The organism is Pseudomonas sp. THAF187a (genome assembly GCF_009363395.1).
Classification (GTDB): domain Bacteria; phylum Pseudomonadota; class Gammaproteobacteria; order Pseudomonadales; family Pseudomonadaceae; genus Aquipseudomonas; species Aquipseudomonas khazarica.
Genome location: NZ_CP045349.1, coordinates 4,578,047 through 4,603,457, shown reverse-complemented (window position 1 = coordinate 4,603,457; position 25,411 = coordinate 4,578,047). Strand labels below are relative to the sequence as shown.

Sequence of the window (25,411 nt, the reverse complement as noted above, 5' to 3'; positions counted from 1 at the left end):
GGCCCTCAGCTCACCAGACGACGCTGGAAGAGTTCGCGGAACACCGGGTAGATGTCCGCTGCGGAAACCAGTTGCTGCTGGGCGAAGCTGTCGGCGAACGCCTCGGCCACTTGCTCGTACTCGAACCACAGCGCCTGGTGCTCGCGTGGGGTGATCTCGACGTAGGTGAAGTACTGCACGAACGGCATGATCTGATTGATCAATATATCCCGGCAGATCGGCGAATCATCGTTCCAGTTGTCGCCGTCCGACGCCTGGGCGGCGTAGATGTTCCACTCGTTGATCGGGTAGCGCTCGGCCATCACTTCCTGCATCAGTTTCAGGGCGCTGGAGACGATGGTGCCGCCTGTCTCGCGGGAATAGAAGAACTCCTCCTCGTCCACTTCCTTGGCGCTGGTGTGGTGGCGAATGAACACCACGTCGATCTTGTCGTAGTTGCGCTTGAGGAACAGGTACAGAAGGATGAAGAAGCGCTTGGCGATGTCCTTGGTGGCCTGGGTCATGGAGCCGGACACGTCCATCAGGCAGAACATCACGGCCTTGGAGCTGGGGTTGGGCTGCTTGGTCAGCAGGTTGTACTTGAGGTCGAAGGTGTCGAGGAAGGGCACGCGGTGGATGCGCGCGCTGAGGCGCTCGATCTCCGCCTCCACTTCCTGGATGTCGCCGAAGTTGTCCGGTTCTTCGCGGCGCAGGCGCTCCAGTTCGGCCTTGGCCTCGCGCAGCTTGGCGCGGCTGGAACCGGATAGCGCGATGCGCCGGGCGTGGGCCGAGCGCAGGGTCCGCACGATGTTGATGCGCGACGGATTGCCTTCGTTGCTGATGCCAGCGCGGACGGTCTTGAAGGTTTCGGCCCCGGTCAGGTGGCGCTTGACCAGGTTGGGCAGCTCCAGGTCCTCGAACATGAAGTCGAGAAACTCCTCCTGGGTGATCTGGAAGACGAACTCGTCCATGCCCTCGCCGGAGTTGCTCGCCTTGCCGCTGCCACGACCACCACCACCGCCCTGCGGCCGGGGGATGCGTTCGCCGGTGGTGAATTCCTTGTTGCCGGGGTGGACGATGGTCTGCTTGCCACCGCGCCCATGGTGCAGCACCGGCTCGTCGATGTCGCGGCCGGGAATGCTGATCTGCTCGCCATGCTCCATGTCGGTGATGGAGCGCCGGCTGACGGCTTCCTCCACCGCCTTCTTGATGTGCTCACGGTAACGCCGCAGGAAACGCTGGCGGTTCACCGTGCTCTTGTTCTTGCCATTCAGGCGCCGGTCGATCACATAGCTCATAGGCCCCTCCGGGGCTGCTTCAAGCTGCAAGCCACAAGCTGCAAGCAAGCGCCGGGCGACCAGCGCTTGCGTTCGTTCCGCCAGCTCGAAGCCTGGCGCTTGCCGCTGCCGTTATTGCGATTTGCGAACCCGCAGGTACCACTCCGACAGCAGGCGCACCTGCTTCTCGGTGTAGCCACGCTCGACCATGCGTTTGACGAAGTCGTTGTGCTTCTGCTGTTCCTCCTTGCTGCCCTTGGCGTTGAAGCTGATGACCGGGAGCAGGTCCTCGGTGTTGGAGAACATCTTCTTCTCGATGACCACACGCAGCTTCTCGTAGCTGAGCCAGGTGGGGTTCTTGCCGTTGTTGTTGGCACGGGCGCGCAGCACGAAGTTGACGATTTCGTTGCGGAAATCCTTCGGATTGCTGATGCCCGCCGGCTTCTCGATTTTCTCCAGCTCCTCGTTGAGGGCCACGCGATTGAGGATTTCGCCGGTTTCCGGATCGCGGTACTCCTGGTCCTGAATCCAGAAGTCGGCGTACAGCACGTAGCGGTCGAAGATGTTCTGGCCGTACTCGCTGTAGGACTCCAGGTAGGCGGTCTGGATCTCCTTGCCGATGAACTCGATGTAGCGCGGCGCCAGGTATTCCTTGATGTAGCGCAGGTAGCGCTCGCGCACTTCGGCCGGGAACTGCTCCTGCTCGATCTGCTGCTCCAGCACGTAGAGCAGGTGCACCGGGTTGGCGGCTACCTCGTGCGGGTCGAAGTTGAACACCTTGGAAAGGATCTTGAAGGCGAAGCGCGTCGACAGGCCGTTCATGCCCTCGTCGACACCGGCGGCGTCGCGGTATTCCTGGATCGACTTGGCTTTCGGGTCGGTGTCCTTGAGGTTCTCGCCGTCGTAGACGCGCATCTTCGAGTAGATGTTGGAGTTTTCCGGCTCCTTCAGGCGGCTGAGCACGGAGAACTGGGCCAGCATCTTCAGGGTGTCCGGCGCGCAGTGGGCCTTGGCCAGCGAGCTGTTGATCAGCAGCTTGTCGTAGATGCGTACCTCATCGCTGACGCGCAGGCAGTACGGCACCTTGACGATGTAGATGCGGTCGATGAAGGCCTCGTTGTTCTTGTTGTTACGGAAGCTGTGCCACTCGGACTCGTTGGAGTGGGCCAGCAGGATGCCGCTGTAGGGGATGGCGCCGAGGCCTTCGGTGCTGTTGTAGTTGCCCTCCTGGGTGGCGGTGAGCAGCGGGTGCAGCACCTTGATCGGTGCCTTGAACATCTCGACGAACTCCATCAGGCCCTGGTTGGCCCGGCACAGCGCGCCCGAGTAGCTGTAGGCGTCGGCGTCGTTCTGCGGGAAGTCCTCCAGCTTGCGGATGTCCACCTTGCCGACCAGTGCGGAGATGTCCTGGTTGTTCTCGTCACCCGGCTCGGTCTTGGCCACGGCGATCTGGTTGAGGATCGACGGGTAGAGCTTGACCACGCGGAACTGGCTGATGTCGCCGCCGAATTCCTGCAGGCGCTTGGTCGCCCAGGGCGACATGATCGAGTTGAGGTAGCGGCGCGGGATGCCGTAGTCCTCTTCGAGGATCGCACCGTCCTCGGTGGCGTTGAACAGCCCCAGGGGCGATTCGAACACCGGCGAGCCCTTGATGGCGTAGAAGGGCACCTTCTCCATCAGTTGCTTGAGCTTCTCGGCCAGCGACGACTTGCCGCCGCCAACCGGGCCCAGCAGGTAGAGGATCTGTTTCTTCTCTTCCAGGCCCTGTGCCGCGTGGCGGAAGTAGGAGACGATCTGGTCGATGCACTCTTCCATGCCGTGGAAGTCGGCGAAGGCCGGGTAACGACGGATGACCTTGTTGGAAAAGATTCTGGACAGTCGCGAGTTGCTCGAGGTGTCGAGCAGCTCGGGTTCGCCGATGGCCATCAGCAGGCGCTCGGCCGCAGTGGCGTAGGCGCTGCGATCCTGCTTGCACAGTTCGAGGTACTCCTGCAGCGAGTACTCCTCCTGGCGGGTCGCCTCGAAACGCTGTTGGAAGTGACTGAAAATACTCATGACTTCACCTCGCTCGATGCTGAAAGCTGGCTCGGGATCGGTCGTGCGTACAGGTGCTGGGTAACCCCGGCTCAGAGACAAGTCGGGAAGAATCCCCCAAAACCTAAAAGTCGTTACCGATGGCCCGATGCCGGTTGACCGGCTCTACCTTCAGTGGGATGGCCTGAGTAACAGAATAGTTCGTTCTGCGAATGGTCAAGGGCGGGACAACGATAACTGAATGTTACCGTGCCTCGGGAAATGGCGGCAGGCCAGAGCGGGCGGGGCTTGCCGCTGGGCGAAATTTATTCTTCGGCGCTTTGCGCGGTTTCGTCCGGGTAGGTGGCGCGCCACAGCTCGAAACCACCGTCGAGGCTGTAGACGTCGGAGAAGCCCTGGTCGACCAGATAGGCGGCGGCGCCCTGGCTGGAGTTGCCGTGGTAGCAGGAGACGATCAGCGGTGCATCGAGGTCTGCATGGGTGATGAAGTCATGCAGCGAGTGGTTGTCCAGGTGACGCGAGCCGCTGATGTGGCCGTTGGCGAAGCTCTGCGGGTCGCGGATGTCGACCACCACGGCGCCCTGGGCGCGCAATTCTTGTGCCTGTTGCGGGGAGATTCGCTTGAATTCGCTCATGTTCGGGGCCTTTGCGTGATTCGTGGGAGCGCTGCTGGCGCTCATGCCTTGGGGCAGGTGCAGCGATGGAGTTCGCCGCTGTCGACGTCGAGCAGGGTCATCGCACCGCCCCACACGCAGCCGGTGTCGAGGGCATGCAGGCCGGGTTCCCGGCAGTTGCCTTCCAGTGCGGCCCAGTGGCCGAAGATGATCTTCTCGCCGCGCATCTTGCGCTGTGGATGGCTGAACCAGGGGGCGAAGCCGGGGGGGGCATTGCCGATGCCTTCCTTGGTTTTCAGGTCCAGGGTGCCGTCGGCGGTGCAGAAGCGCATGCGGGTGAAGTAGTTGGTGATCACCCGCAGGCGCGTCACGCCACTCAGCTCCCGGTTCCACTTCGCCGGCTCGTTTCCGTACATGCCGTCTAGAAACAGCGGCAGGCGCGCGTCATCGCGCAGGACTTCCTCGACCTCGGCCGCGCGGCGCAAGGCCTTGCTCAGCGTCCATTGCGGCGGAATGCCGGCATGCACCAGGGTGACCTTGCGTTCGGCGTCGTGGTGTACCAGTTTCTGCAGGCGCAGCCAGTCGAGCAGATCGGCGCGGTCCGGGGCGTCGAGGATCTCGCGCAGGGTGTCGCCCTTCTTCAGGCGCTCGATATTGTGCGCCACGGCCAGCAGGTGCAGGTCATGGTTGCCCAGGACGCAGGTCACGGCCTGGCGGATGCTATAGAGGAAACGCAGGGTTTCCAGCGACTGCGGGCCGCGGTTGACCAGGTCGCCGACCAGCCAGAGGCTGTCCCTGGTCGGGTCGAAGGCGACTCGTTCGAGCAGGCATTGCAGCGGTTTCAGGCAGCCCTGCAGATCACCCACGGCATACACGGCCATCAGTGCAGGGCTCCCGGCACTGCCAGGCGGAAGGGGGCGATGATGGCGTCGAAGCGTTTGCCGTCCTCGGCGAGCATCTGGTAGCTGCCCTGCATGGTGCCCACTTGGGTGGCCATGACCGTGCCACTGCTGTAGGTGTGGCTGGCGCCCGGCGCGATGTGCGGCTGCTGGCCGATGACGCCCGCACCGCGCACTTCCTGCACGCGGCCGTCGCCGTCGGTGATGATCCAGTGGCGCGACAGCAGCTGCGCCGGCAACTCGCCGTTATTGACGATGGTCACCTTGTAGGAGAACGCGTACCGGCTCTGCTCCGGCTGCGATTGCGCGGGCAGGTAGCGAGTGGTGACGCTGACGTCGATCTGATAACGAGGGTCGGACATGCAGGAAACCCGTTGAGCGTGATTGCAGTTTAGTCCTGAGCCGCGCCGGGCTGCAGGGCCAGCTGGTCGGCCAGGCGGACGAAGGCGGCCAGGTCCAGCTGTTCGGGGCGCAGGCTGCCGTCCACCCCGGCGGCCTCGATGGCCTCGGCCGGCAGCAGCTGCTTGAGCGTGTTGCGCAGGGTCTTGCGGCGCTGGTTGAAGGCCTCGCGGACGACGCGCTCCAGCAGGCGATGGTCCTTGGCCGGGTGCGGCAAGGTCTCATGCGGGACCAGGCGCACGATGGCCGAGTCGACCTTCGGCGGCGGATTGAAGGCGCCGGGGCCGACGTTGAACAGATGCTCCACGCGGCAGTGGTACTGCACCATGATCGACAGGCGGCCCCAGTCACCGCCGCCAGGTCCGGCGGCCATGCGCTCGACCACTTCCTTCTGCAGCATGAAGTGCATGTCGCGAATCAGTGGCGCGTTGTCCAGCAGGTGGAAAATCAGCGGCGTGGAGATGTTGTAGGGCAGGTTGCCGACCACGCGCAGGCTGTGCGGCGCGGCCTCGAGGCGGGAAAAGTCGAACTTCAGCGCATCGCCCTGATTCAGGCGAAAGCGCGGGTTGTCGCCGAACTTGTTCTGCAGGATGGGAATCAGGTCGAGGTCCAGCTCGATCACATCGAGTTGCGCGCCGCTGCCCAGCAGGCCTTCGGTCAGAGCGCCCTGGCCCGGGCCGATCTCCAGCAGGCGCTCGCCTTCCTTGGCGCGGATGGCGCGCAGGATACGGTCGATCACGCCGGCATCATGCAGGAAGTTCTGGCCGAAGCGCTTGCGCGCGCGGTGTTGGTATTCGGACATGTACGGCTCCGCGAGCAGCTCGACGCGTGGTGGCCGAGGCTGGATGCAAAAAGGGAAGTCGCACAGTCTACCAGCGAATGGCGCCAGGGGTATGGGCCTTGGCCCCAGTGGCTCAATCCGTGCGGCTGGCGGCCATCTGGTAGGCAGTTTGCAGGGCGACCTGCAGGCTGCCGATGTCCACCTTGCCAGTGCCGGCCAGGTCCAGCGCGGTGCCATGGTCCACCGAGGTGCGGATGATCGGCAGCCCCAGGGTGACGTTCAGCGCGGCGCCGAAGCCCTTGAACTTGAGCACCGGCAGGCCCTGGTCGTGATACATGGCCAGCACCGCATCGGCCTGGTCCAGGTACTTGGGGGTGAACAGGGTGTCGGCTGGCAGCGGGCCGATGAGGTTCATGCCCTCGGCGCGCAGGCACTGCAGCGTCGGCTCGATGATGTCGATCTCCTCGCGCCCCAGGTGGCCGCCTTCGCCAGCGTGCGGATTGAGCCCGCAGACCAGGATGCGCGGCGCGGCGATGCCGAACTTGCTGCACAGGTCGGCGTGCAGGATGCGGGTGACACGCTGCAGGCGCTCCGCGGTGATCGCGGCCGCGACATCCTTGAGCGGCAGGTGGGTGGTGACCAGGGCCACGCGCAGGCCGTGGGTCGCCAGCATCATCACCACCTGCGAGGTCTGGGTGAGGTCGGCGAGAAACTCGGTGTGGCCGGAGAAGGCGATGCCCGCCTCGTTGATCACGCCCTTGTGCACGGGGGCCGTGATCATCCCGGCGAAGGTGCCATCCAGGCAGCCCCGGGCTGCGCGGGTGAGGGTCTGCAGGACATAGCTGGCGTTGGCGGCTGCCAGCTTGCCCGGTTCTGCGGCGACGGCCAGGGGCGTGTCCCAGACATACAGGCTGCCCGCCGCTGCGGGAGCGTCCGGCCATCGCTGCGGCTCGACCGCCAGCAGCTCGATGGACAGGCCCAGTTGCCTGGCGCGCTCGGCCAGCAGTTCACGGCTGGCGATCGCCACCAGCGGCGCCGGTTGCGCCTCGCGTGCCAGCAGCAGGCAGAGGTCGGGACCGATGCCGGCTGGCTCGCCTGGGGTGAGGGCAAAGCGGGGGAGCGTCATGGCGGATCTCTGTGCGGGCGACGGGGCGTCAGTGTACGCCGCCGGGCCGATAACGAAAAAGCCCGGCACAGGGCCGGGCTCGTTCAGACAGCGTCACCGTTACAGCTTGGTCTCGACGTAGGCTTCGTCGCGGATCTGGCGCAGCCAGGCCTGCAGCTCTTCGTCGTACTTGCGGTTGCGCAGCAGGTTGGCGGCCTGTTGCTCACGGAACTGCTCGCTGGTGTCGGTAGCGCGACGGCCCAGCACCTGCAGCACGTGCCAGCCGTAGGGGCTTTTGAACGGCTTGGACAGCTCGCCGCTCGGCGTGTCGTTCATGACCTTGCGGAACTCCGGCACCAGCGCGTTCGGGTCGATCCAGTTGAGGTCGCCACCGTTGAGGGCGGAGCCCGGATCTTCCGAGAAGTTCTTCGCCAGTTCGGCGAAGTCTTCGCCCGCGAGGATGCGCTGATAGAGACGCTCGACCAGGCGACGGGTCTCGGCTTCGCTGCGGATTTCGCTCGGCTTGATCAGGATGTGGCGCACATGCACTTCGTCACGTACCTGGGTGTCGCCGCCACGCTTCTCGCTCAGTTTGAGAATGATGAAGCCGCCGGGCGTACGTACCGGCTCGGTCACTTCGCCCGGGTTGAGGGCGCTGACCATGCTGTCGAACGGTGGCGGCAGCTGGCCGGCCTTGCGCCAGCCCATCTCGCCGCCTTCCAGGGCGTTCTCGCTGGCCGAGCGAGCCACGGCCAGCTGGGCGAAGTCCGCGCCCTGTTGCAGTTGCTGATACAGCTCCTGCGCCTGGCGGTCGGCAGCCTGGATCTCGCTGGACGATGCGCCTTCGGATACCGGAATGAGGATGTTGGCCAGGCGGAACTCTTCCGACAGCTGCATCTTGCCCAGGTCGGAGGCGAGGAAGTTCTGCACTTCCTGGTCGGTGACCTGGATGCGCTCGGCAACGCGACGCTGGCGTACACGGCTGATGATCATCTCGCGGCGCACCTGGTCACGGGCGTCGTCGTAGGACAGACCGTCGCGAGCCAGTGCCTGGCGGAACTGCTCCAGGGACATGCCGTTGCGCTGGGCGATGGTGCCCATGGCCTGGTTCAGCTCCTCGTCGGTGATGCGAATGCCGGAGCGTTCGCCGATCTGCAGCTGAATGTTCTCGATGATCAGGCGCTCGAGCACCTGCTGGCTGAGCACGTGCTCGGGCGGCAGGGTGCCGCCACGCTTGTCGATGGTCTGCTGAACTTCGCGCAGACGCGCGTCGAGCTGGCTCTGCATGACCACGTCGTTGTCGACGATGGCCACGACGCGATCCAGAGGGCGAACCTGGGCCTGAGCCGTTGCCGCCAGCAGTGCTGCGCCCAACAGCAGGGGGCGCAGGCAATCAGAAAGCTTGGTCTTCACGTTCACGGTAACCTTGAATGCCTTGGTCGAGGAAAGATTCCACCTTGTTGCCTACGACACCGCCGAGGCCCTTGAGGACGATCTGCAGGAAGATGCCGCGGTCCGCCTCGTCGTTGCGCGAGGGGTCGAGGCTGACTTCGTCGTAGTCGATCCAGTAGCGGTTGATCAGGCGCAGCTTCCAGCAGCAACTGTCGTACTCGAAACCACCGAAGGCTTCGAGGGTGCGGTTGCGACCGTAGTCGTACTGCCAGCGCGAGATCAGGCTCCACTGCGGAGCCAGCGGCCAGATGACGGAGAAGTCATGCTGGTCGATCTTGTAGTAGTCCTTGATGTAGTTCGGGTTCGGCGTGCCATTGGCAAGGGTCGGGTTGCCGTAGTCCGGGTTGGTGGTCCAGGTGCCGCTGTCACGGTCGTAGCGCACGGTGTCGTTACGATAGCGATAGCCGAAGTTGACCACCTTGTTCGGGTTGGCTTCCGGCTGGTAGTGGAACATCGCGCTGCCCGAGCGGGTCGCGTGCTGGTCCGGGTCCCAGTTGAAGGTCGAAGCGAAGCGCCAGTCGCGGTTGAAGCGATACAGGTACTCCAGGGCGTACGGCGAGACGTCGGCGGTCGACTCGGCGCGGTCGCGATAATCGATGCCGGCCAGCTGTACCTTGCGGTCTTCGAAATAGAATGCCTGGCCGATGCTGACACGCTGGCGCTCGAAGCCGTTCGGCTCGATCCAGCGGCTGGTCAGGCCCAGCGACAGCTTGTTCTCGTCACCGATGCGGTCCTTGCCGCTGAAGCGGTTCTCGCGCCACAGCGAGGCGTAGCTGAAGGTCGGTTCGCTGGTGTCGAAGATCGGGATGTCGGTCTGGTCTTCTTCCGGTACGTAGAGGTAGAACGCACGCGGCTCCAGGGTCTGGCGGAAGTCCTTGCCGAACAGCTGGGTGTTGCGGTCGAAGTACAGGCCGCTGTCGACGCTGAACAGGCCGACACCGCGGTTGGGCGAGCGCTTGTAGTCCACGCCGAACCACTGATCGTTGGGATCGTTGGTCGCGAGCTCGGCCTTGCCACGGCTGTCCAGGTCCACCTGGTACTGCGTTTGCAGGTACTTGACCTGAGGCTTGAGGAAGCCCCAGCTCCAGTTCAGCGGCAGGCTGACGCCTGGCTCCAGGTGCAGGCGCTCGCCGTCGGCACGGTTCAGGCCGGTCAGGCGTGCGTCGTACCAGAGGTCCTGCGGTCGCCCGGTCAAGCCGTCCTTGTCGATGAAGTAGCCCGAACGCAGGTTGCGGTCGAAGCGTACGTACTCGGTGCCGTAGGTGAAGTCGAGACCGCCCGGGTTGAAGGGCAGCTTGCCGTCCAGGGTGATCTGCGGCAGGCGGTCGTACGGCGTCACGTCGGTAATGTTGGCCAGCTCGTACGCATGCAGGTTCAGGCGTGCACGGTAGCTGTCACCGCGATAGGTCAGGGTGCCACGCTGGTTGACGTAGGTCTGCTTGTCGATACCCAGGTCGGTATCCAGATCCTGGAAGTAGTAAGGGTCGCTGATATCGGTGTAGTCGACTTCAGCCAGCAGGCGCGAATTCAGGCCCTGCTTGTGCTGCCAGCTGTACATCCAGCGCTGGTCTTCGTACTCGGACTGCAGCTTGCGCTCGTCTTCGCTGTCGTTCAGCCAGGCGCCGCCCACCTGCCCCTCGCTGCTTTCCGTCAGGTAGCGGAACTCGCCTTCCATCAACAGGCCGCGCTTGGCCATGTAGGTGGGGTACAGGGTGGCGTCGTAGTTCGGCGCGAGGTTGAAGTAGTAGGGCGTCTGCAACGCAAAACCGTTGCTGCTCGAGCTGCCGAGGCTAGGCGGCAGGAAGCCGGACTGGCGACGGTCGTCGATCGGGAAGTAGATGTACGGCGTGTAGAACACCGGAATGTCCTTGACCCGCAGCGTCACGTTGGTCGCGGTACCGAAGCCGGTCGCCGGGTTCAGCGTGATGTTGTTGCCTTTCAGGTGCCAGGCATTGTCACCCGGCTCGCAGCGGGTGTAGGTGCCGTCCTTGAGGCGGATGATCGCGGTCTCTTCGCGCTTGGCGTAGAGTGCGCTGCCGCGTACGTGAGCCTGATGCATGACGTACTCGGCGTTGTCGATCTTGGCTTCGCCGTTGTCGAGCTGCAGCTCGGCGCGGTCACCGACGACCAATGCACCCTTGTCGCGCAGACGGACGTTGCCGACCAGTTCACCGCGGTTTTCCGTCTGGTGCAGGCTGGCCTCGTCGGCTTCGACCTGCAGGCCGGACTGGCGCAGCACCACGTCGCCAGCGAGGGTGGCGATCTGCTTTTCCTGCTCGAAACGCGAAGCCTTGGCCGAGACGTACATCGGCGCCTCGCTCAGCGGCGTGGTGTCATCCATGCCTGGGCGCAAGGGCTCGACGTAGGCGCCTGCGCAGTACGGACCGGCTTCGGCCAGCTGTGCGGCGGTCAACTTGTCACGCGGGACCCAGTCCAGGTGGCTGTAGTCGGCACTGCGCGAGGCGAGTGCGCGGCCCCCGCTTTCGGTGACCAGCACCGGCGCGGCGTCCTGCTTGGCGACGGCCTCAGCGGTCGTGCCAGCCGTGGTGCTGACCGCATTGCGGCTGTGCTGCGGGCGAGGTGGCAGGGCACTGGTGGCTGTCTTCGGCGCACAGGCCCAGCCGCCCGTGGGCGACACCTGGCAATCGTATTGCTCGGCGGCAAAGGACTGTAGGCTGAACACGGGCTGTAGGGCCAGAAAGCTGCCGGTCACCAGCAGTGGAAATTTCTTGCGGAACGCGGGGTGTTTTACTGCCATCTTGTTAGTCCGGGCTTCCTGCGCGCTATCGGCCCGGGGGCCGCACGCCTCTCGATGGGCTGAAAAAGATGCTGGATAATAAAGCATGACCCGCGCAACGGCTAGCGCCGTCGGAGACCCCTTGATGTCTGAACACGATGTACGTCTGCAACAACTGCACGCCTGGCTCGCCGGGCAACTGCCAAAGCTGTTCGCCGAGCGCGGCTGGGGAGCGGTACCGCCCGCCGAGCTGAGCCCCGCCAGCAGCGACGCCAGCTTCCGGCGTTACTTTCGCTGGCAGGCGGGCGAGCGCAGCCTGATCCTGATGGATGCGCCGCCCCCTCAGGAGAACTGCACGCCCTTCGTGCGCATCGCCGGATTGCTGGCCAGCGCCGGCGTCCATGTGCCGCAGGTACTGGCGGCCGATATCGAGCAGGGCTTCCTGATTCTCGATGATCTGGGGCGGCAGACCTATCTGGATGTGATCGATCCGGACAACGCCGATGCGCTGTTCGACGATGCCATCGAGGCGTTGTTGCTGCAGCAGCGCCTGCCGCTCGACCAGGACCTGCCGCATTACGACGAGGCCTTGTTGCGCCGGGAACTGCAGCTGTTTCCCGAGTGGTACGTGCAGCGGCAGCTGGGGCGCGAGTTCACGGCCGAGCAGGAGGCCGCCTGGCAGCGCATCAGCCGCTGCCTGATCGACAGTGCCCTGGCGCAGCCCAAGGTGCTGGTGCACCGCGACTTCATGCCGCGCAACCTGATGCAGAGCAGTCCCAACCCCGGGGTGCTGGATTTTCAGGATGCGGTCTACGGTCCGGTGACCTACGACATCACCTGCCTGTTCAAGGATGCCTTTCTCAGTTGGCCCGAGGTGCGCGTGCAGGCCTGGCTGGAGGGCTACTGGGAGCGTGCGCGGGCGGCCGGGATTCCGGTGCAGGCGTCGCTGGAGGATTTCCTGCGTGCCAGTGACCTGATGGGGGTGCAGCGTCACCTCAAGGTCATCGGTATCTTCGCGCGCATCTGTCATCGCGACGGCAAGCCCAAGTACCTCGCCGATGTGCCGCGCTTCTTCGCTTATATCCAGGCGGTGCTGGCACGCCGGCCGGAGCTGGCCGAACTCGGCGAGCTGTTCGCCAGCCTGGAGTCCGTGGAGGCTGTGGACGCATGAAAGCGATGATTCTGGCCGCAGGCAAGGGGGAACGACTGCGCCCGTTGACGCTGCACACGCCGAAGCCGCTGGTGCGTGCGGCCGGCGTGCCGTTGATCGAGTATCACCTGCGTGCGCTGGCGGCTGCCGGTTTCAGCGAGCTGGTGATCAACCACGCCTGGCTCGGCCAGCAGATCGAGGACCATCTCGGCGACGGCTCGCGCTTTGGCGTGAGCATCCGCTATTCGCCGGAAGGCGAGCCGCTGGAGACCGGCGGCGGCATCTTCAAGGCCCTGCCGTTGCTGGGTGATGAGCCGTTCCTGGTGGTCAATGGCGATATCTTCACCGACTACGCCTTCGCCCAGTTGCGCAAGCCGCTGGCCGGGCTGGCTCATCTGGTGCTGGTGGACAACCCCGCGCATCACCCGCAGGGCGACTTCCTCCTGACTGGCGGACAGGTCTCCGACGGCCAGGGGGTTGGCGAACGTCTCACCTACAGCGGGCTGGCGGTGCTCAGTCCACAGCTGTTCGTGGGCTGTGAGCCGGGGGCGTTCAAGTTGGCACCGCTACTACGCCAGGCGATGGCGCGAGGGCTGGTCAGTGGCGAGCGACATGCGGGGCGCTGGATCGATGTCGGCACGCATGAGCGTCTGGCCGATGTCGAGCGTGTGCTGCAGGAGTCGCCCTAGTGCTGTGGCCGGCCACTCTGCTTGGTGCGGCAGCGGGGCTTGCCCTCGCCAGCATCCCCGGCGCATTGCTGGGTGGCCTGCTTGGCCAGGTGCTGGACCGACGCCTGCGTCTGCACGGGTGGGACAACCTGCGTGAGCGCCTTGGCCGGGCTGCGCCTGGCGACGACCAGCTGTTGTTCCTGATGCTCGGGCGTCTGGCCAAGAGTGACGGGCGGGTGGTGCAGAGCCACATCCAGCAGGCCCGTTCGGAAATGCAGCGCCTGGGCCTGGACGAGGCGGGCCAGCGCCGCGCCATCGAGTCCTTCGCGCGTGGCAAGACCGGGCGCGACAACCTGCGCACGCCACTGCAGCGTCAGCGCGAGCGGGCCGATGCGCTGTTGCGGGCCTGCTGGCGCATGGCCTGGGTCGACGGGCGGGTCTCGCCCAGCGAACACGAGCTGATCCTGCTGTGGGGCAAGTGGCTCGGCTGGGACAGTGCACGTCTGGAGCGCCTGGGCGAGGAGTATGCGCCGCGCCGCAGCCAGCAGCCGGCCCCGGCGGGTGGCAGCTACCAGGAGGCGCTGCGCCTGCTCGGGGTCAGCGAGAGCAGCGAGCCCGAGCAGATCAAGCGCGCCTATCGTCGTCTGCTCAGTCGCCATCACCCGGACAAGCTAGCCGGTTCCGGCGCCTCGCCCGAGCGGATTCGCGAAGCGACCGAGACCACGCGCCAGCTGCATCAGGCCTATGCGCTGATTCGTCAGCGCCGGGACCTGCGCTAGCCGCCGCTGGCGCGGATGTGCAGTTGCAGCCAGCCGCGCAGGCGGCGGTACAGCTGTTCGTCCTGCACGGCCAGGTTGCCCGGCAGGGCCTTCATCGCCACCTGTATATAGGTGGGCAGCTTGGCGCGCTTGCTGGCCTGCAGGCGTTTCAGGGCGGCGCTGCGTTCGCTGGCCTGGTCCTTGTAGTAGAAGTCGCCGGTGGCCACGGGCAGCTCCGGCACCAGTTCATCCAGTGGTGGTGCGAACCCGGCGGGTAGCTCGGCTGCCACCATCAGCAGGTTGTGCACGTTGGCCGGCTTGCGCTCGTTGAGATAGCGCGCGGCCCAGTACGCCCCGCTGCCATGACCGAGCAGCACGATCTCCTTGGCCTGGCGTTGTTCGGCGAAGGCGATCGCGGCATCGATTCGCGCCATGACGCGCTCGACATGCTTCTGCCGTCGTTGCTCCGGGCTGATCTCGGGGGCTGCCGCACCTTCCGCAGGCTGGACGCTGTCGGGGGTGACCGGCTCGGTGCTCGGCGACGTTTCCGTGCCGTCTGCCGCAGGAGGGGGCGTTTCAGTGGCTTCATCGCGCAGGGGAACGGGGTCGCCATCCGGGTCCGGCAGGGTGAGGCTCAGGCTGTGCCAGCCCGCATCGGGGAACTTGCGCCGCAACGGGCCGACGGCGGCCGCGCCGTCGGCGTTCTCCACGTCACCGGGCACCAGGATCACGACGCCGCTGGGCTCGCCGACGTTGGCCGGGAGCCACAGCGCCAGGAAACTTTCGTCGCCGGCCTGCAGCATCTGCTGCTCGCGCTTGTCCAGGCGTTGTTCCAGGGCCAGTGCTTCGCTGACGCTGCGCTCCGGCAGGGCCGGGCGCTCGTTGCCGGGCCCGGCGCCATCGGGATTTTCGTTTGCCGCTGCATCGGTGGTTTCCTCTGCCCAGATCGCGGGGCTGCAAGACAGGCAGAGTCCGAGCAGAAAGAGGGAGAGAGGGCGCATCGTTCGAGCTCCTGATGATCTGCTACAGAGCCTAATGCCGGGCTCCGCTTTTGTCAGGCGACGGCTGCAAGACTGGAGTAAGGTAGGGGATCGCGTCATCGGATCGTCCCCTCGCATGAAGTCCGCTCTCTCCTCCCTCTGCCTGCTGCTGATGCTGTGCGCCTCGACCACCTGGGCAGATGCGACGCGCCTGCCGTTGCGGCCGGCCTACGATGCCGAACAGCGCGCCTGGCTGAAGGCGCATCCGGTGTTGCGGGTGGGGCTGATCCAGCAGGCACCCTGGGTCCAGCGTGTGCAGAACCGGCAACTGGTCGGCGCCAACATCGACCTGATGAAGCGCCTGCTCGAAGGCATGGGCGTCACGCCCGACTGGCACCTGTACCCGGATTTGCCTGCGCTGGAGCGGGCGGCCGCAGCAGGTGAGGTGGACCTCGCTCCCGGACTGCAGCAGACCCCGGCGGGGCTGCGCATCTGGCACTACTCCATGCCCTATCTGCGGGTGCCGCACCTGGTCGTCGGCGAACGCAGCGGCAGTGGCTCGGTGGACCTCGATCAGCTGCCGCTGGAGCAGATCGTGGCGGTGCGCGTGCCGAGCCAGGCGGCCGAATACCTGGAGCGTACCCATACCAACCTGCGCCTGAAGCCCACCAGCAGCGAACGCGCCGCGCTGCTGCAGGTGCTGAACCAGGAAGTCAGCTACGCGGTGCTCGACGAGGCCAGCCTGAGCCTGCAACTGCGCGAATCGCGCTTCACCAACCTGAGCATCGTCGGTGACATCGGGCTGCCGCAGCTGTTGCGCCTGGCCACGCGCCGCGACCAGCCGCTGCTGTCGGACATCGTCGACCGCACCCTGCAGGCGCTCCCGGCTCGCGAACTGGAGGAGCTGCGTGACACCTGGCTGCCGCTGCGCTACCCGCAGTCCACGGATTTCGTCGGTTTCTGGAAGACCCTCACGCTGTTCCTCTTTCTGCTGCTGACCCTGGTGGCGACCGCGCTGTACCGGCAACGCCAGCAGACCCGCCTGCTGGAGCGCGGCCTGCTCGGCGCGCGGGCGCAGCTCGACTCGCATCAGCAGGCCGCCGAGGCGCTGCGCCTGAGCCAGTTCTCCATCGACAACAGCACGGTCGGCATTCTCTGGGTCAACTGGGACAGCCACTTGCGCTATGCCAACGGCGCGGCCGAACGCATGCTCGGCTATCGCCCCGGCGAGTTGGTGGACAGGCCGCTGAGCCAGGTGGAGCCGAGCCTCGACATGGATCGCTGGCTGCGCCTGTGGAAGCGCGTACGCGAGCAGGAAGACGGTTCGTCGAGTTTCGAGATCGACTGCCTGCGCGCCGATGGCAGCCGCATGCCGGCGGATGTGTCGTTGAGCTTTCTGCGCTATCGCCAGGCCGAGTACCTGGTGGTCTTCCTCAGCGACGTGACCGAGCGCCGCCGCGCGCGGGCTGCACTGGAGGAGAGCGAGGCGCGCTTCAAGGGCATCGCCGGCAACGTGCCGGGCCTGGTGTTCCGCCTGGAGCGCGCGGCCCCGGGGCAGGTGGTCAACTTCGCCTATATCAGCGAGGCCAGCCAGGAGATGGTCGGCTGGCCGGCCCGTGAACTGCAGCGTGAGGAGCGTGGCATCCGCAGCCTGGTGCATCCGCAGGACCTGGCCAGCTACCTGAACAGCCAGACGCTGGCGCTGGAAGGCGAGAGCGACTGGTATTGGCAGGGGCGCATCCTGACCCGCGACGACGAGGTGCTCTGGGCCGACATTCGCACCACCGCGCGGCCTTTGGGCGGCGGGCGCATGGTCTGGGACGGGATTCTCTGGGACATCACCGAGAACAAGCTGGCGGAGCTGGCCCTGGCCGATTCGCGGGCGCGCCTGCGTGAGCTGTCGGCGCATCTGGAGAGCGTGCGCGAAGAGGAAAAGGCGCGCATCGCCCGCGAGGTGCATGACGAGCTGGGCCAGGTGCTGACCGTGCTCAAGCTGGAAACGGCGATGTGCGAGCTGGCCTGTGCCGGGCAGATACCGGCGCTGGACGAGCGCCTGGCCAGCATGAAGCGCCTGATCGCACAGCTGTTCCAGCTGGTACGCGACGTGGCCACGGCGTTGCGTCCGCCGATTCTCGATGCCGGTATCGCCTCGGCCATCGAATGGCAGGTACGTCGTTTCGAGGAGCGGACGCAGATCCCCTGCCTGGTCGAGGTGCCGGAGCATCTCATGCAACTGCCGGATGCCCAGGCCATCGGCCTGTTCCGCATCCTGCAGGAGGCCCTGACCAACGTGATGCGCCATGCCGGCGCGCACAGCGTCGAGGTGCACCTGTGGCAGGAGGGCGACACCTTGTGCCTGTCGGTGGCGGACGATGGCAAGGGCTTCGATCCGGCGCAGCGCAAGCCGGGACAGTCCTTCGGTCTGGTCGGCATGCAGGAGCGCATGCTCATGCTCGGCGGGCAGTTGCAGATTGACAGCAGGCCCGGCGAGGGCACTACCCTTTATGCGCGCATAACTTTGGATGAGGAGGTCACGGCGTGATCCGGGTACTCGTGGCCGAAGACCACACCATCGTACGGGAAGGCATCAAGCAACTGATCGGCATGGCCCGCGACCTCGAGGTGGCGGGGGAGGCGAGCAACGGTGAGCAGCTGCTCGACGTGCTGCGACGCACGCCCTGCGATGTGGTCCTGCTGGATATCTCCATGCCCGGCGTCAACGGCCTGGAGGCCATCCCGCGGATTCGCGCGCTCAGCGCGTCCCCGGCCATCCTGGTGCTGTCGATGCATGACGAGGCGCAGATGGCTGCCCGCGCCCTCAAGGCCGGCGCCGCCGGCTACGCCACCAAGGACAGCGACCCGGCACTGCTGATCACCGCCATCCGCAAGGTCGCTTCGGGCGGGCGCTACATCGACCCGGCGCTGGCCGACCGCATGGTCTTCGAGGTCGGCCTGACCGATTCGCGCCCGCCCCATGCGCAACTGTCCGAACGCGAGTTCTCGGTGTTCGAGCGCCTGGTGCGTGGCGAGGGCGTCAACGACATCGCCCTGCACCTGGCGGTGAGCAACAAGACCGTGAGCACGCACAAGGCGCGCCTGATGCAGAAGCTGGGCGCGCATTCGGTGGCCGACCTGGTGCGCTACGCCATGGAACACCGTCTGGTCTGAGCGCTCAGCCGCGCCGGAGCAGGGTGGATGGCGCTCTTTTCATCCACCGTTTCGAGATCGACGCGCTCGCATCGGTGGACATGAAAAGTGCTGTCCACCCTACCCGTGGATCAGCTGTTGGCGCGCAGTGCTGATCGCGGATAGATCGCGTCTGCAGGCGCGGCCTGCGCCTTCGATAGCCGAGACGATCACTCGGAATTTGTAGGGCGATCCCTACACGAGATTCTCTCCGCGCCTGATATCAGCTTGTCATCCCGCCCGATTTTTCGCCCTTTCTCGCCGCCCTACTCTGTGGCCATCGGCCTGAGACAAGAACAAGGGTGTGGTGTGATGGCAAACGATGTACTGGTGAGCTTCCGCGGCGTGCAGAAGAGCTACGACGGCGAAACGCTGATCGTCAAAGACCTCAACCTGGATATCCGCAAGGGCGAGTTTCTGACCCTGCTCGGCCCGTCCGGTTCCGGCAAGACCACCAGCCTGATGATGCTGGCCGGTTTCGAAACGCCGACCGCCGGCGAGATCCTCCTCGATGGCCGCTCGCTGAACAAACTGCCGCCACACAAGCGCGACATCGGCATGGTGTTCCAGAACTATGCGCTGTTCCCGCACATGACCGTGGCGGAGAACCTGGCCTTCCCGCTGAGCGTGCGCGGCATGTCGCGCACCGACATCAGCGAGCGGGTCAAGCGGGCTCTGTCGATGGTGCAGCTCGACAGCTTCCGCAACCGTTATCCGGGGCAGCTTTCCGGTGGCCAGCAGCAGCGTGTGGCGCTGGCCCGCGCGCTGGTGTTCGAGCCGCAGCTGGTGCTGATGGACGAACCGCTCGGCGCGCTGGACAAGCAGCTGCGCGAGCACATGCAGATGGAGATCAAGCACCTGCACCAGCGCCTGGGCGTGACCGTGGTCTACGTGACCCACGACCAGGGCGAGGCGCTGACCATGTCCGACCGCGTGGCGGTGTTCCACCAGGGCGAGATCCAGCAGATCGCCCCGCCGCGCGAACTCTACGAAACCCCGCAGAACACCTTCGTCGCCCAGTTCATCGGTGAGAACAACCGCCTCGCCGGGCAGCTGGTCAGCCGCGACGGCGAGCAGTGCGTGGTGCGCCTGGCGCGCGGCGAGCAGGTGAAGGCCACGGCGGTGAACGTCGGTGCCGTCGGCGAGCCGGTGAGCCTGTCGATCCGCCCGGAGCGCATCCGCCTCAACGGCCACAGCGAGGCCTGCCCGAACCGGTTCTCCGGGCGCATCGCCGAGTTCATCTACCTGGGCGACCACGTGCGCATCCGCATGGAGGTCTGCGGCCAGTCCGATTTCTACGTCAAGCAACCCGTGGCCGAGCTCGATCCGGGCCTGGAGGTTGGTGACCTGGTTCCGCTCGGCTGGTCTGTCGAGCATGTCCGCGCGCTCGACCCACTCCTGGCGGAGTGAGCGTTGCGCGCAGTGCTTCACCTTACCCCGTAACACAGAGGAGCTGATAAGAATGACGAAATCCCTGAAGCTCGCGGCATTGGCCCTGGGCGTGAGCTGTGCCATGCCGGCGCTGGCGGTGGATCTGACCGCGGTGTCCTTCGGCGGCGCGAACAAGGCGGCGCAGGTCAAGGCCTTCTACGAACCCTTCGAGAAGGACACCGGCAACAAGGTACTGGGCGGCGAATACAACGGTGAGATGGCCAAGGTCAAGGCCATGGTCGACACCCGCAGCGTGAGCTGGGACCTGGTCGAGGTGGAGTCCCCGGAACTGGCACGCGGCTGTGACGAAGGCCTGTTCGAGGAGCTCGATCCGGCGCAGTTCGGCAGTGCCGACAATTTCATCGACGGCGCCATCCAGCCCTGCGGCGTGGGCTTCTTCGTCTGGTCGACGGTACTGGCCTACAACGCCGACAAGCTGAGCAGCGCTCCGACCAGCTGGGCCGATTTCTGGGACGTGCAGAAATTCCCGGGCAAGCGCGGCCTGCGCAAGGGCGCCAAGTACACCCTGGAATTTGCCCTGATGGCCGATGGCGTGCCGGTCAAGGACGTGTACAAGGTGCTGGCCACCAAGGATGGCCAGGATCGCGCGTTCAAGAAGCTCGATGAGCTCAAGCCGAGCATCCAGTGGTGGGAAGCCGGTGCCCAGCCGCCGCAGTACCTCGCCTCCGGCGACGTGGTGATGAGCTCCGCGTACAACGGTCGCATTGCTGCCGTGCAGGCCGAGAGCAACCTGCAGGTGGTGTGGAACGGTGGTATCTACGACTTCGACTCCTGGGCGATTCCGCGTGGCGCGAAGAACGCCGAAGTGGCCAAGCAGTTCATTGCCTACGCGGTCAAACCCGAAGCGCAGAAGACCTACTCGGAAAACATCGCCTACGGCCCGGCCAACAAGCAGGCCATCGAGCTGCTGGCGCCGGAGCGCCTGAACCTGATGCCGACCACGCCGGAAAACATCGCCAACCAGGTGGCCATCGACGTGACCTTCTGGGCTGACTACGGCGAGCAGCTGGAGCAGCGTTTCAACGCCTGGGCCGCGCGTTAAGTCGCCTATCCGGCCCCGCCCGCTGGCGGGGCCGTCTGAATTCTCTTCCTGCTTGCGGAGTTGTCCATGGCCGCCGTACTGCCTGCCACCGATATGCCAGGGCCCAGCCTGAAACAGCGTCTGGCCCGTGCCGAGCGTTTCAATCGCCTGAAGTCGAAGGCGCTGATCCTGCCGCTGTTGCTGTTTCTCCTGCTGACCTTCCTGTTGCCCATCGGCGCCCTGCTGCTGCGCAGTGTCGACAACCCGGAAGTGGTCGGCAGCCTGCCGCGTACCGTCGAGGCGCTCGCCACCTGGGATGGCCGTGGCCTGCCCGCCGAGCCGGCCTATCGGGCGATCGCCGAGGATCTTGCCGAGGCCCGTCGCAATCAGCAGCTGGGTGACCTGTCCAAGCGCCTGAACATGGAGCTGGCAGGCTTCCGCAGCCTGGTCAGCAGTACCGCACGCAAGCTGCCGCTACGTGAGGAGCCGGCCTCCTATCAGACGGCCTTCCTCGACCTGGACGAGCGTTGGGGTGACCCCGCCTACTGGCAGGTGATCCGCCGCAACGCGTCGTCGGCCACCCCTTACTACCTGCTGGCCGCGCTCGATCACCGCATCGACGACCTCGGTGAGTTGGCCAAGGCCACGCCGGACCAGGCCATCTACCTGGACATCTTCGCCCGTACCTTCTGGATGAGCCTGGTGATCACCGCCATCTGCCTGGTGCTGGCGTACCCGCTGGCGTACCTGCTGGCCAACCTGCCGACCCGTTCCGGCAACCTGCTGATGATCCTGGTGCTGTTGCCGTTCTGGACCTCGATCCTGGTGCGGGTCGCGGCCTGGATCGTGCTGCTGCAGTCGGGCGGCCTGATCAACAGTGCGCTGATCTCGCTGGGCATCATCGAGCAGCCGCTGCAACTGGTGTTCAACCGCAGCGGCGTGTACGTGGCGATGGTGCACATCATGCTGCCGTTCATGATCCTGCCGATCTACAGCGTGATGAAGGGCATCTCGCCCAGCTACATGCGCGCGGCGGTGTCGCTCGGCTGCCACCCGTTCGCCAGTTTCTGGCGGGTGTACTTCCCGCAGACCCTGGCCGGTGTCGGCGCAGGCTGCCTGCTGGTGTTCATCCTGTCGATCGGCTACTACATCACCCCGGCGCTGCTGGGCAGCCCGAACGACCAGATGATCAGCTACTTCGTCGCCTTCTACACCAACACCACCATCAACTGGGGCATGGCCACGGCCCTCGGCGGCCTGCTGCTGGCGGCGACCCTGGTGCTCTACGTGGTGTACAGCTGGCTGGTCGGCGCGAGCAAGCTGCGGCTTGGCTGAAAGCGGCCTGCGTAGCAGGCCATCCGATGACCTTCGCCCATTCATGGGCGAGGGTGCCCGAAGGGCGGGAGAGGGTGCTTGTGTCGGCACCGCTGCTCTACGTCCCTGATGTTCACCAGACCCTCTCCCGCCAGCGGGAGAGGGGAGCTAAACGCTAAATGGAGTCACAGCCATGCTCAGCCCCTACATGTCACCCGTCGAGCGCCTCTGGTACTACGGCCTGCGCATTCTCTGCGGCCTGGTGCTGCTGTTCCTGATCCTGCCGGTGCTGGTGATCGTGCCGCTGTCGTTCAACTCCGGCACCTTCCTCGTCTACCCGCTGCAGGGCTTCTCGCTGCGCTGGTACGAGGACTTCTTCATGTCCGCCGACTGGATGCGCTCGCTGAAGAACAGCCTGATCATCGCCCCGGCGGCGACGATGCTGGCGATGGGCTTCGGCACCCTGGCGGCCATCGGCCTGACCCGTGGCGAGTTTCGTGGCAAGGCGCTGGTCATGAGCCTGCTGATTTCCCCGATGATCGTCCCGGTGGTGATCATCGGCGTGGCCAGCTACCTGTTCTTCGCGCCCCTGGGCCTGGGTAACAGCTACCTGTCGCTGATCCTGGTGCATGCGGTGCTCGGCGTGCCCTTCGTCATCATCACCGTGTCGGCGACCCTGCAGGGTTTCAACCACAACCTGGTGCGCGCCGCGGCCAGCCTCGGTGCCTCGCCGATCACCACCTTCCGCCGCGTGACGCTGCCGCTGATCGCGCCTGGCGTCATTTCCGGTGCGCTGTTCGCCTTCGCCACCTCGTTCGATGAAGTGGTGGTGACGCTGTTCCTCGCCGGCCCCGAGCAGGCGACTCTGCCCCGGCAGATGTTCAGCGGCATTCGCGAGAACCTGTCGCCGACCATCGCGGCTGCTGCCACTTTGCTGATCGGCTTTTCCGTGCTGCTCCTGCTGACCCTGGAGTGGCTGCGCGGCCGCAGCGAGCGCCTGCGTACCCAGCAAGTGGAGTGAGTTCACCCGTGCGGCGCAAGGGGCCGCATGCCTGAGTCATCATTAGCGAATGCGTGCCGGCATGGCCCGTGAGGCTGCGCCGGCCGTTCACAGGGAGAATCAAGGATGCTGTGGAAACGTAATTGGCCTTGGGCGCTCGCCCTGTGCTGCGTGGCTTCGATCGATGTGGCCCAGGCCGTATCGCAGTTGCGGGTCGTTTCATTCGGTGGCTCGGTGCGCGATGCCCAGCGCGAAGCCTTCTATCGCCCGTTCCGAGAAGCCTCCGATGTCGTGGTGGTGAGTGGCTCCTACAACGGCGACTTCGGCAAGCTGCGCAAGATGCAAGCGATGCAGCACGTCAGCTGGGACGTGATCGAGGTCGAGGCGCCCGAGCTGGTGCGGGGCTGCGAGGAAGGGCTGTTCCAGCCGATCGATGCCAGCGCGCTGGGCGATACCTCCAGCTATCTGCCGGGGGCGATACGGCCCTGCGGCGTGGGCATCTTCGTCTGGTCCATGGCACTGGCCTACGACAGCAAACGCTTCGGCCAGGCACCGACCGGCTGGGCCGATTTCTGGGACGTGCAGAAATTCCCGGGCAAACGCGGCCTGCGCAAGGGGGCCAAGTACAACCTCGAATTCGCTCTGCTGGCCGATGGCGTGCCGGCGCAGCAGATATATGCGCGCCTGGCCAGCGAGGCCGGTGTGCGCCAGGCCTTCGCCAAGCTCGATCAGATCAAGGCCGATATCCACTGGTGGGAAGCCGGGGAGGAGCCGGTGCGGCGCCTGCGCGATGGCTCCGTGGCGATGAGTGCGGCCTACAGCGGCCGTATCGCCACGGCGCAGGATCAGGGCGACCCGTTGCAGCTGATCTGGGCCGGCAGCGTCTATGACTTCGATTACTGGGCGATTCCCAAGGGCAGCTTCAACACGCCACAGGCGCAGGCGTTCATCCGCTTCGCCAGCCAGGCCGACGCCCAGCGTGCCTTCTCCGAGCAGATTCCCTACGGGCCGATCCGCCAGGACGCCCAGGCGGGGCTCGACGCGCAGCGCCTGGCCAGGCTGCCGACCGCGCCGCAGAACCTCGAGCAGGCACTGCCGATGGGGGTGGAATTCTGGATCGAACACGGTGCCGACCTGGAAGCGCGCTTCGAACAGTGGGCGTCACGCTGAGGCAGGCGGCGGCAGGCAGCGATAGAATTCGTGCTTTAAGCCAGCCGAGTATGCCTGATGGATTTCGATGCCCCGGGGTTTCGCGAACTGCTCGATGCCCTGCATGACGGTGTCTACATCACCGATGCCGACGGCATTACCCTCAAGGTCAACAGCGCCTACGAACGCCTGACCGGACTGCGCAGCGAGGACGTGGTCGGCCAGCACATGCAGGCGCTGGTGGAGCAGGGGGTGATCTCGCAATCGGTTTCCCTGCGCGTGCTCAAGGAGGGCAAGGCGCTGTCGCTGATGCAGAGCGTCAGCCAGGGCAAGCGCCTGCTGGTCAGCGGTACGCCGATCTTCGCCGAGGACGGGCGCGTGCGTTATGTGGTCAGCACCGTGCGTGACATGACCGAACTGCTGCGCATGAAGCACGAGCGCGACGAGCTGCAGCAACTGCGCAAGCTGCGCAGCAGCACCGCCAGGCTGCATGCCGGCCAGCGCGATGACCTGCTCGACACTTCGCCCGTGGCCAATCTGCCCGCCTCGGGCAGGGTCTTCGCCCTGGCCCGTCAGGTCGCCGCCAGCGACGTGAAGGTGCTGCTGCAGGGCGAAACCGGTGTGGGCAAGACGCTCATCGCGCAGTACATCCACAAGAGCAGCCCGCGGGCGGCACAGCCCTTTCTGGCGCTCAACTGTGGCGCGCTTCCCGAGAACCTGATCGAGGCCGAACTGTTCGGCTACGTCGCCGGGGCCTTCACCGGTGCCGGCAGCAAGGGCAAGCGCGGCCTGCTGGAGCTGGCGCACCAGGGCACGGTGTTCCTCGACGAAATCGGCGACCTGCCGCTGGCGCTGCAGGTGAAGCTGCTCAAGGTGATCGAGGAGAGCCGCTTCATTCCGGTCGGCGGGCTGGAACTCAAGGAAGTGGACGTGCGCATCGTCACCGCCACGCACCACGACCTGCGCGCGATGGTCGGCGAAGGGCGTTTTCGCGCCGACCTCTATTACCGCCTCAACGTGGTGCCGATTCATGTGCCGGCGCTGCGTGAGCGGCGCGAGGAGATCCAGCCGCTGCTGGATTTCTATCTGGTCGAGTTCAACCAGCGCTACGGCCGCGAGCTGAGCTGGGGGCTGGAGGCCCTCGATGCGCTCACCGACTACGATTGGCCCGGCAATATCCGCGAGCTGATCAACCTAGTCGAACGCCTGGTGGTCACCTGCAGCGCCGGCAGCGTGGAGCTGTTCGACCTGCCCGAGGAGATGCGCGCCGCCCGTGGCGCGCGTGACGATGAGCACCTGCTGCCGCTGCGCAAGCAGGTCGAGCAGCTGGAGCGCCGCCTGATCCGCCAGGCGCTGGTGCAGCACAAGACCACGCGAGAGGCTGCCAGGGTGCTGGGCCTGAGCCAGGCGACCCTGGTGCAGAAGATGAAGCGCTGGGAACAGGGCTGATTGGAAA

21 protein-coding genes are annotated in these 25,411 nt (G+C 65.6%); 11 read left to right on the top strand and 10 right to left on the bottom strand.

Translation table 11 applies throughout. From position 1 onward, the window contains the following. Positions 1–5 precede the first annotated feature (5 nt). The 9 genes from FIV02_RS21525 to FIV02_RS21485 all read right to left on the bottom strand — a co-directional run bounded on the left by FIV02_RS21525 (position 6) and on the right by FIV02_RS21485 (position 11,298). Positions 6–1,277, bottom strand: a complete 1,272-nt coding sequence (locus FIV02_RS21525; RefSeq protein WP_037055025.1) for a YeaH/YhbH family protein — start codon at positions 1,275–1,277, stop codon at positions 6–8. A 111-nt stretch (positions 1,278–1,388) separates the two neighbouring features. After that, positions 1,389–3,311, bottom strand: a complete 1,923-nt coding sequence (locus FIV02_RS21520) for a PrkA family serine protein kinase (RefSeq protein WP_047589140.1) — start codon at positions 3,309–3,311, stop codon at positions 1,389–1,391. A 284-nt stretch (positions 3,312–3,595) separates the two neighbouring features. Beyond that, the gene (gene glpE / locus FIV02_RS21515) at positions 3,596–3,925 is read right to left on the bottom strand and encodes a thiosulfate sulfurtransferase GlpE (protein ID WP_152489737.1); all 330 of its coding nucleotides are present in this window, start codon (positions 3,923–3,925) and stop codon (positions 3,596–3,598) included. A gap of 41 nt (positions 3,926–3,966) precedes the next feature. After that, positions 3,967–4,785, bottom strand: coding sequence for a symmetrical bis(5'-nucleosyl)-tetraphosphatase (locus FIV02_RS21510; protein ID WP_152489736.1), 819 nt, complete (start codon positions 4,783–4,785; stop codon positions 3,967–3,969). Beyond that, positions 4,785–5,165 carry a Co2+/Mg2+ efflux protein ApaG gene (gene apaG, locus FIV02_RS21505; RefSeq protein ID WP_152489735.1) on the bottom strand — a complete coding sequence of 127 codons (381 nt, stop codon included), beginning with the start codon at positions 5,163–5,165 and terminating at the stop codon, positions 4,785–4,787. The genes FIV02_RS21510 and apaG overlap by 1 nt, the downstream gene beginning before the upstream one ends. Positions 5,166–5,194: 29 nt before the next feature. Further along, positions 5,195–6,004 carry a 16S rRNA (adenine(1518)-N(6)/adenine(1519)-N(6))-dimethyltransferase RsmA gene (rsmA, locus tag FIV02_RS21500; RefSeq protein WP_152489734.1) on the bottom strand — a complete coding sequence of 270 codons (810 nt, stop codon included), beginning with the start codon at positions 6,002–6,004 and terminating at the stop codon, positions 5,195–5,197. 112 nt (positions 6,005–6,116) lie between these two features. Continuing rightward, the gene (gene pdxA / locus FIV02_RS21495; protein WP_152489733.1) at positions 6,117–7,109 is read right to left on the bottom strand and encodes a 4-hydroxythreonine-4-phosphate dehydrogenase PdxA; all 993 of its coding nucleotides are present in this window, start codon (positions 7,107–7,109) and stop codon (positions 6,117–6,119) included. 99 nt (positions 7,110–7,208) lie between these two features. Then, complete coding sequence (locus tag FIV02_RS21490; protein WP_152489732.1) at positions 7,209–8,501, bottom strand: peptidylprolyl isomerase; 1,293 nt, start codon at positions 8,499–8,501, stop codon at positions 7,209–7,211. Further along, complete coding sequence (locus FIV02_RS21485; protein ID WP_152489731.1) at positions 8,482–11,298, bottom strand: LPS-assembly protein LptD; 2,817 nt, start codon at positions 11,296–11,298, stop codon at positions 8,482–8,484. Before FIV02_RS21485 ends, FIV02_RS21490 begins: the two co-directional genes overlap by 20 nt. A 124-nt stretch (positions 11,299–11,422) precedes the next feature. On the opposite strand from FIV02_RS21485, the gene FIV02_RS21480 reads away from it, so the two are divergent. Genes FIV02_RS21480 through FIV02_RS21470 form a run of 3 tightly spaced genes read left to right on the top strand, consistent with a single transcriptional unit; the run spans position 11,423 to position 13,874 of the window. After that, entirely contained in the window at positions 11,423–12,448 is a 1,026-nt protein-coding gene (locus FIV02_RS21480) for an aminoglycoside phosphotransferase family protein (RefSeq protein ID WP_152489730.1), read from the top strand. Continuing rightward, positions 12,445–13,116: an N-acetylmuramate alpha-1-phosphate uridylyltransferase MurU gene (murU, locus tag FIV02_RS21475; RefSeq protein ID WP_152489729.1), complete on the top strand. Its 672-nt coding sequence runs from the start codon at positions 12,445–12,447 to the stop codon at positions 13,114–13,116. The genes FIV02_RS21480 and murU overlap by 4 nt, the downstream gene beginning before the upstream one ends. Further along, complete coding sequence (locus tag FIV02_RS21470; RefSeq protein WP_152489728.1) at positions 13,116–13,874, top strand: DnaJ domain-containing protein; 759 nt, start codon at positions 13,116–13,118, stop codon at positions 13,872–13,874. Before murU ends, FIV02_RS21470 begins: the two co-directional genes overlap by 1 nt. Here FIV02_RS21470 and FIV02_RS21465 read toward each other — a convergent pair. Continuing rightward, positions 13,871–14,854 carry an alpha/beta hydrolase family protein gene (locus FIV02_RS21465; RefSeq protein WP_152489727.1) on the bottom strand — a complete coding sequence of 328 codons (984 nt, stop codon included), beginning with the start codon at positions 14,852–14,854 and terminating at the stop codon, positions 13,871–13,873. The two genes, FIV02_RS21470 and FIV02_RS21465, sit on opposite strands and share 4 nt — an antisense overlap. Positions 14,855–14,969: 115 nt before the next feature. On the opposite strand from FIV02_RS21465, the gene FIV02_RS21460 reads away from it, so the two are divergent. The 8 genes from FIV02_RS21460 (at position 14,970) to FIV02_RS21425 (ending at position 25,404) form a co-directional block, all read left to right on the top strand. Then, entirely contained in the window at positions 14,970–17,375 is a 2,406-nt protein-coding gene (locus FIV02_RS21460) for a PAS domain S-box protein (protein ID WP_152489726.1), read from the top strand. Next, complete coding sequence (locus FIV02_RS21455) at positions 17,372–18,001, top strand: response regulator transcription factor (RefSeq protein ID WP_037054999.1); 630 nt, start codon at positions 17,372–17,374, stop codon at positions 17,999–18,001. Before FIV02_RS21460 ends, FIV02_RS21455 begins: the two co-directional genes overlap by 4 nt. A 330-nt stretch (positions 18,002–18,331) precedes the next feature. Then, positions 18,332–19,429 carry an ABC transporter ATP-binding protein gene (locus tag FIV02_RS21450; protein WP_037054998.1) on the top strand — a complete coding sequence of 366 codons (1,098 nt, stop codon included), beginning with the start codon at positions 18,332–18,334 and terminating at the stop codon, positions 19,427–19,429. A gap of 52 nt (positions 19,430–19,481) precedes the next feature. Further along, complete coding sequence (locus FIV02_RS21445) at positions 19,482–20,513, top strand: ABC transporter substrate-binding protein (protein WP_152489725.1); 1,032 nt, start codon at positions 19,482–19,484, stop codon at positions 20,511–20,513. A gap of 66 nt (positions 20,514–20,579) precedes the next feature. Continuing rightward, positions 20,580–21,827: an ABC transporter permease gene (locus FIV02_RS21440; RefSeq protein WP_134676503.1), complete on the top strand. Its 1,248-nt coding sequence runs from the start codon at positions 20,580–20,582 to the stop codon at positions 21,825–21,827. A 172-nt stretch (positions 21,828–21,999) separates the two neighbouring features. Continuing rightward, complete coding sequence (locus FIV02_RS21435) at positions 22,000–22,827, top strand: ABC transporter permease (RefSeq protein ID WP_037054990.1); 828 nt, start codon at positions 22,000–22,002, stop codon at positions 22,825–22,827. A gap of 105 nt (positions 22,828–22,932) precedes the next feature. After that, positions 22,933–23,976, top strand: coding sequence for an ABC transporter substrate-binding protein (locus FIV02_RS21430; RefSeq protein WP_152489724.1), 1,044 nt, complete (start codon positions 22,933–22,935; stop codon positions 23,974–23,976). A gap of 57 nt (positions 23,977–24,033) precedes the next feature. After that, positions 24,034–25,404, top strand: a complete 1,371-nt coding sequence (locus tag FIV02_RS21425) for a sigma-54-dependent Fis family transcriptional regulator (RefSeq protein ID WP_152489723.1) — start codon at positions 24,034–24,036, stop codon at positions 25,402–25,404. Positions 25,405–25,411 lie beyond the last annotated feature (7 nt).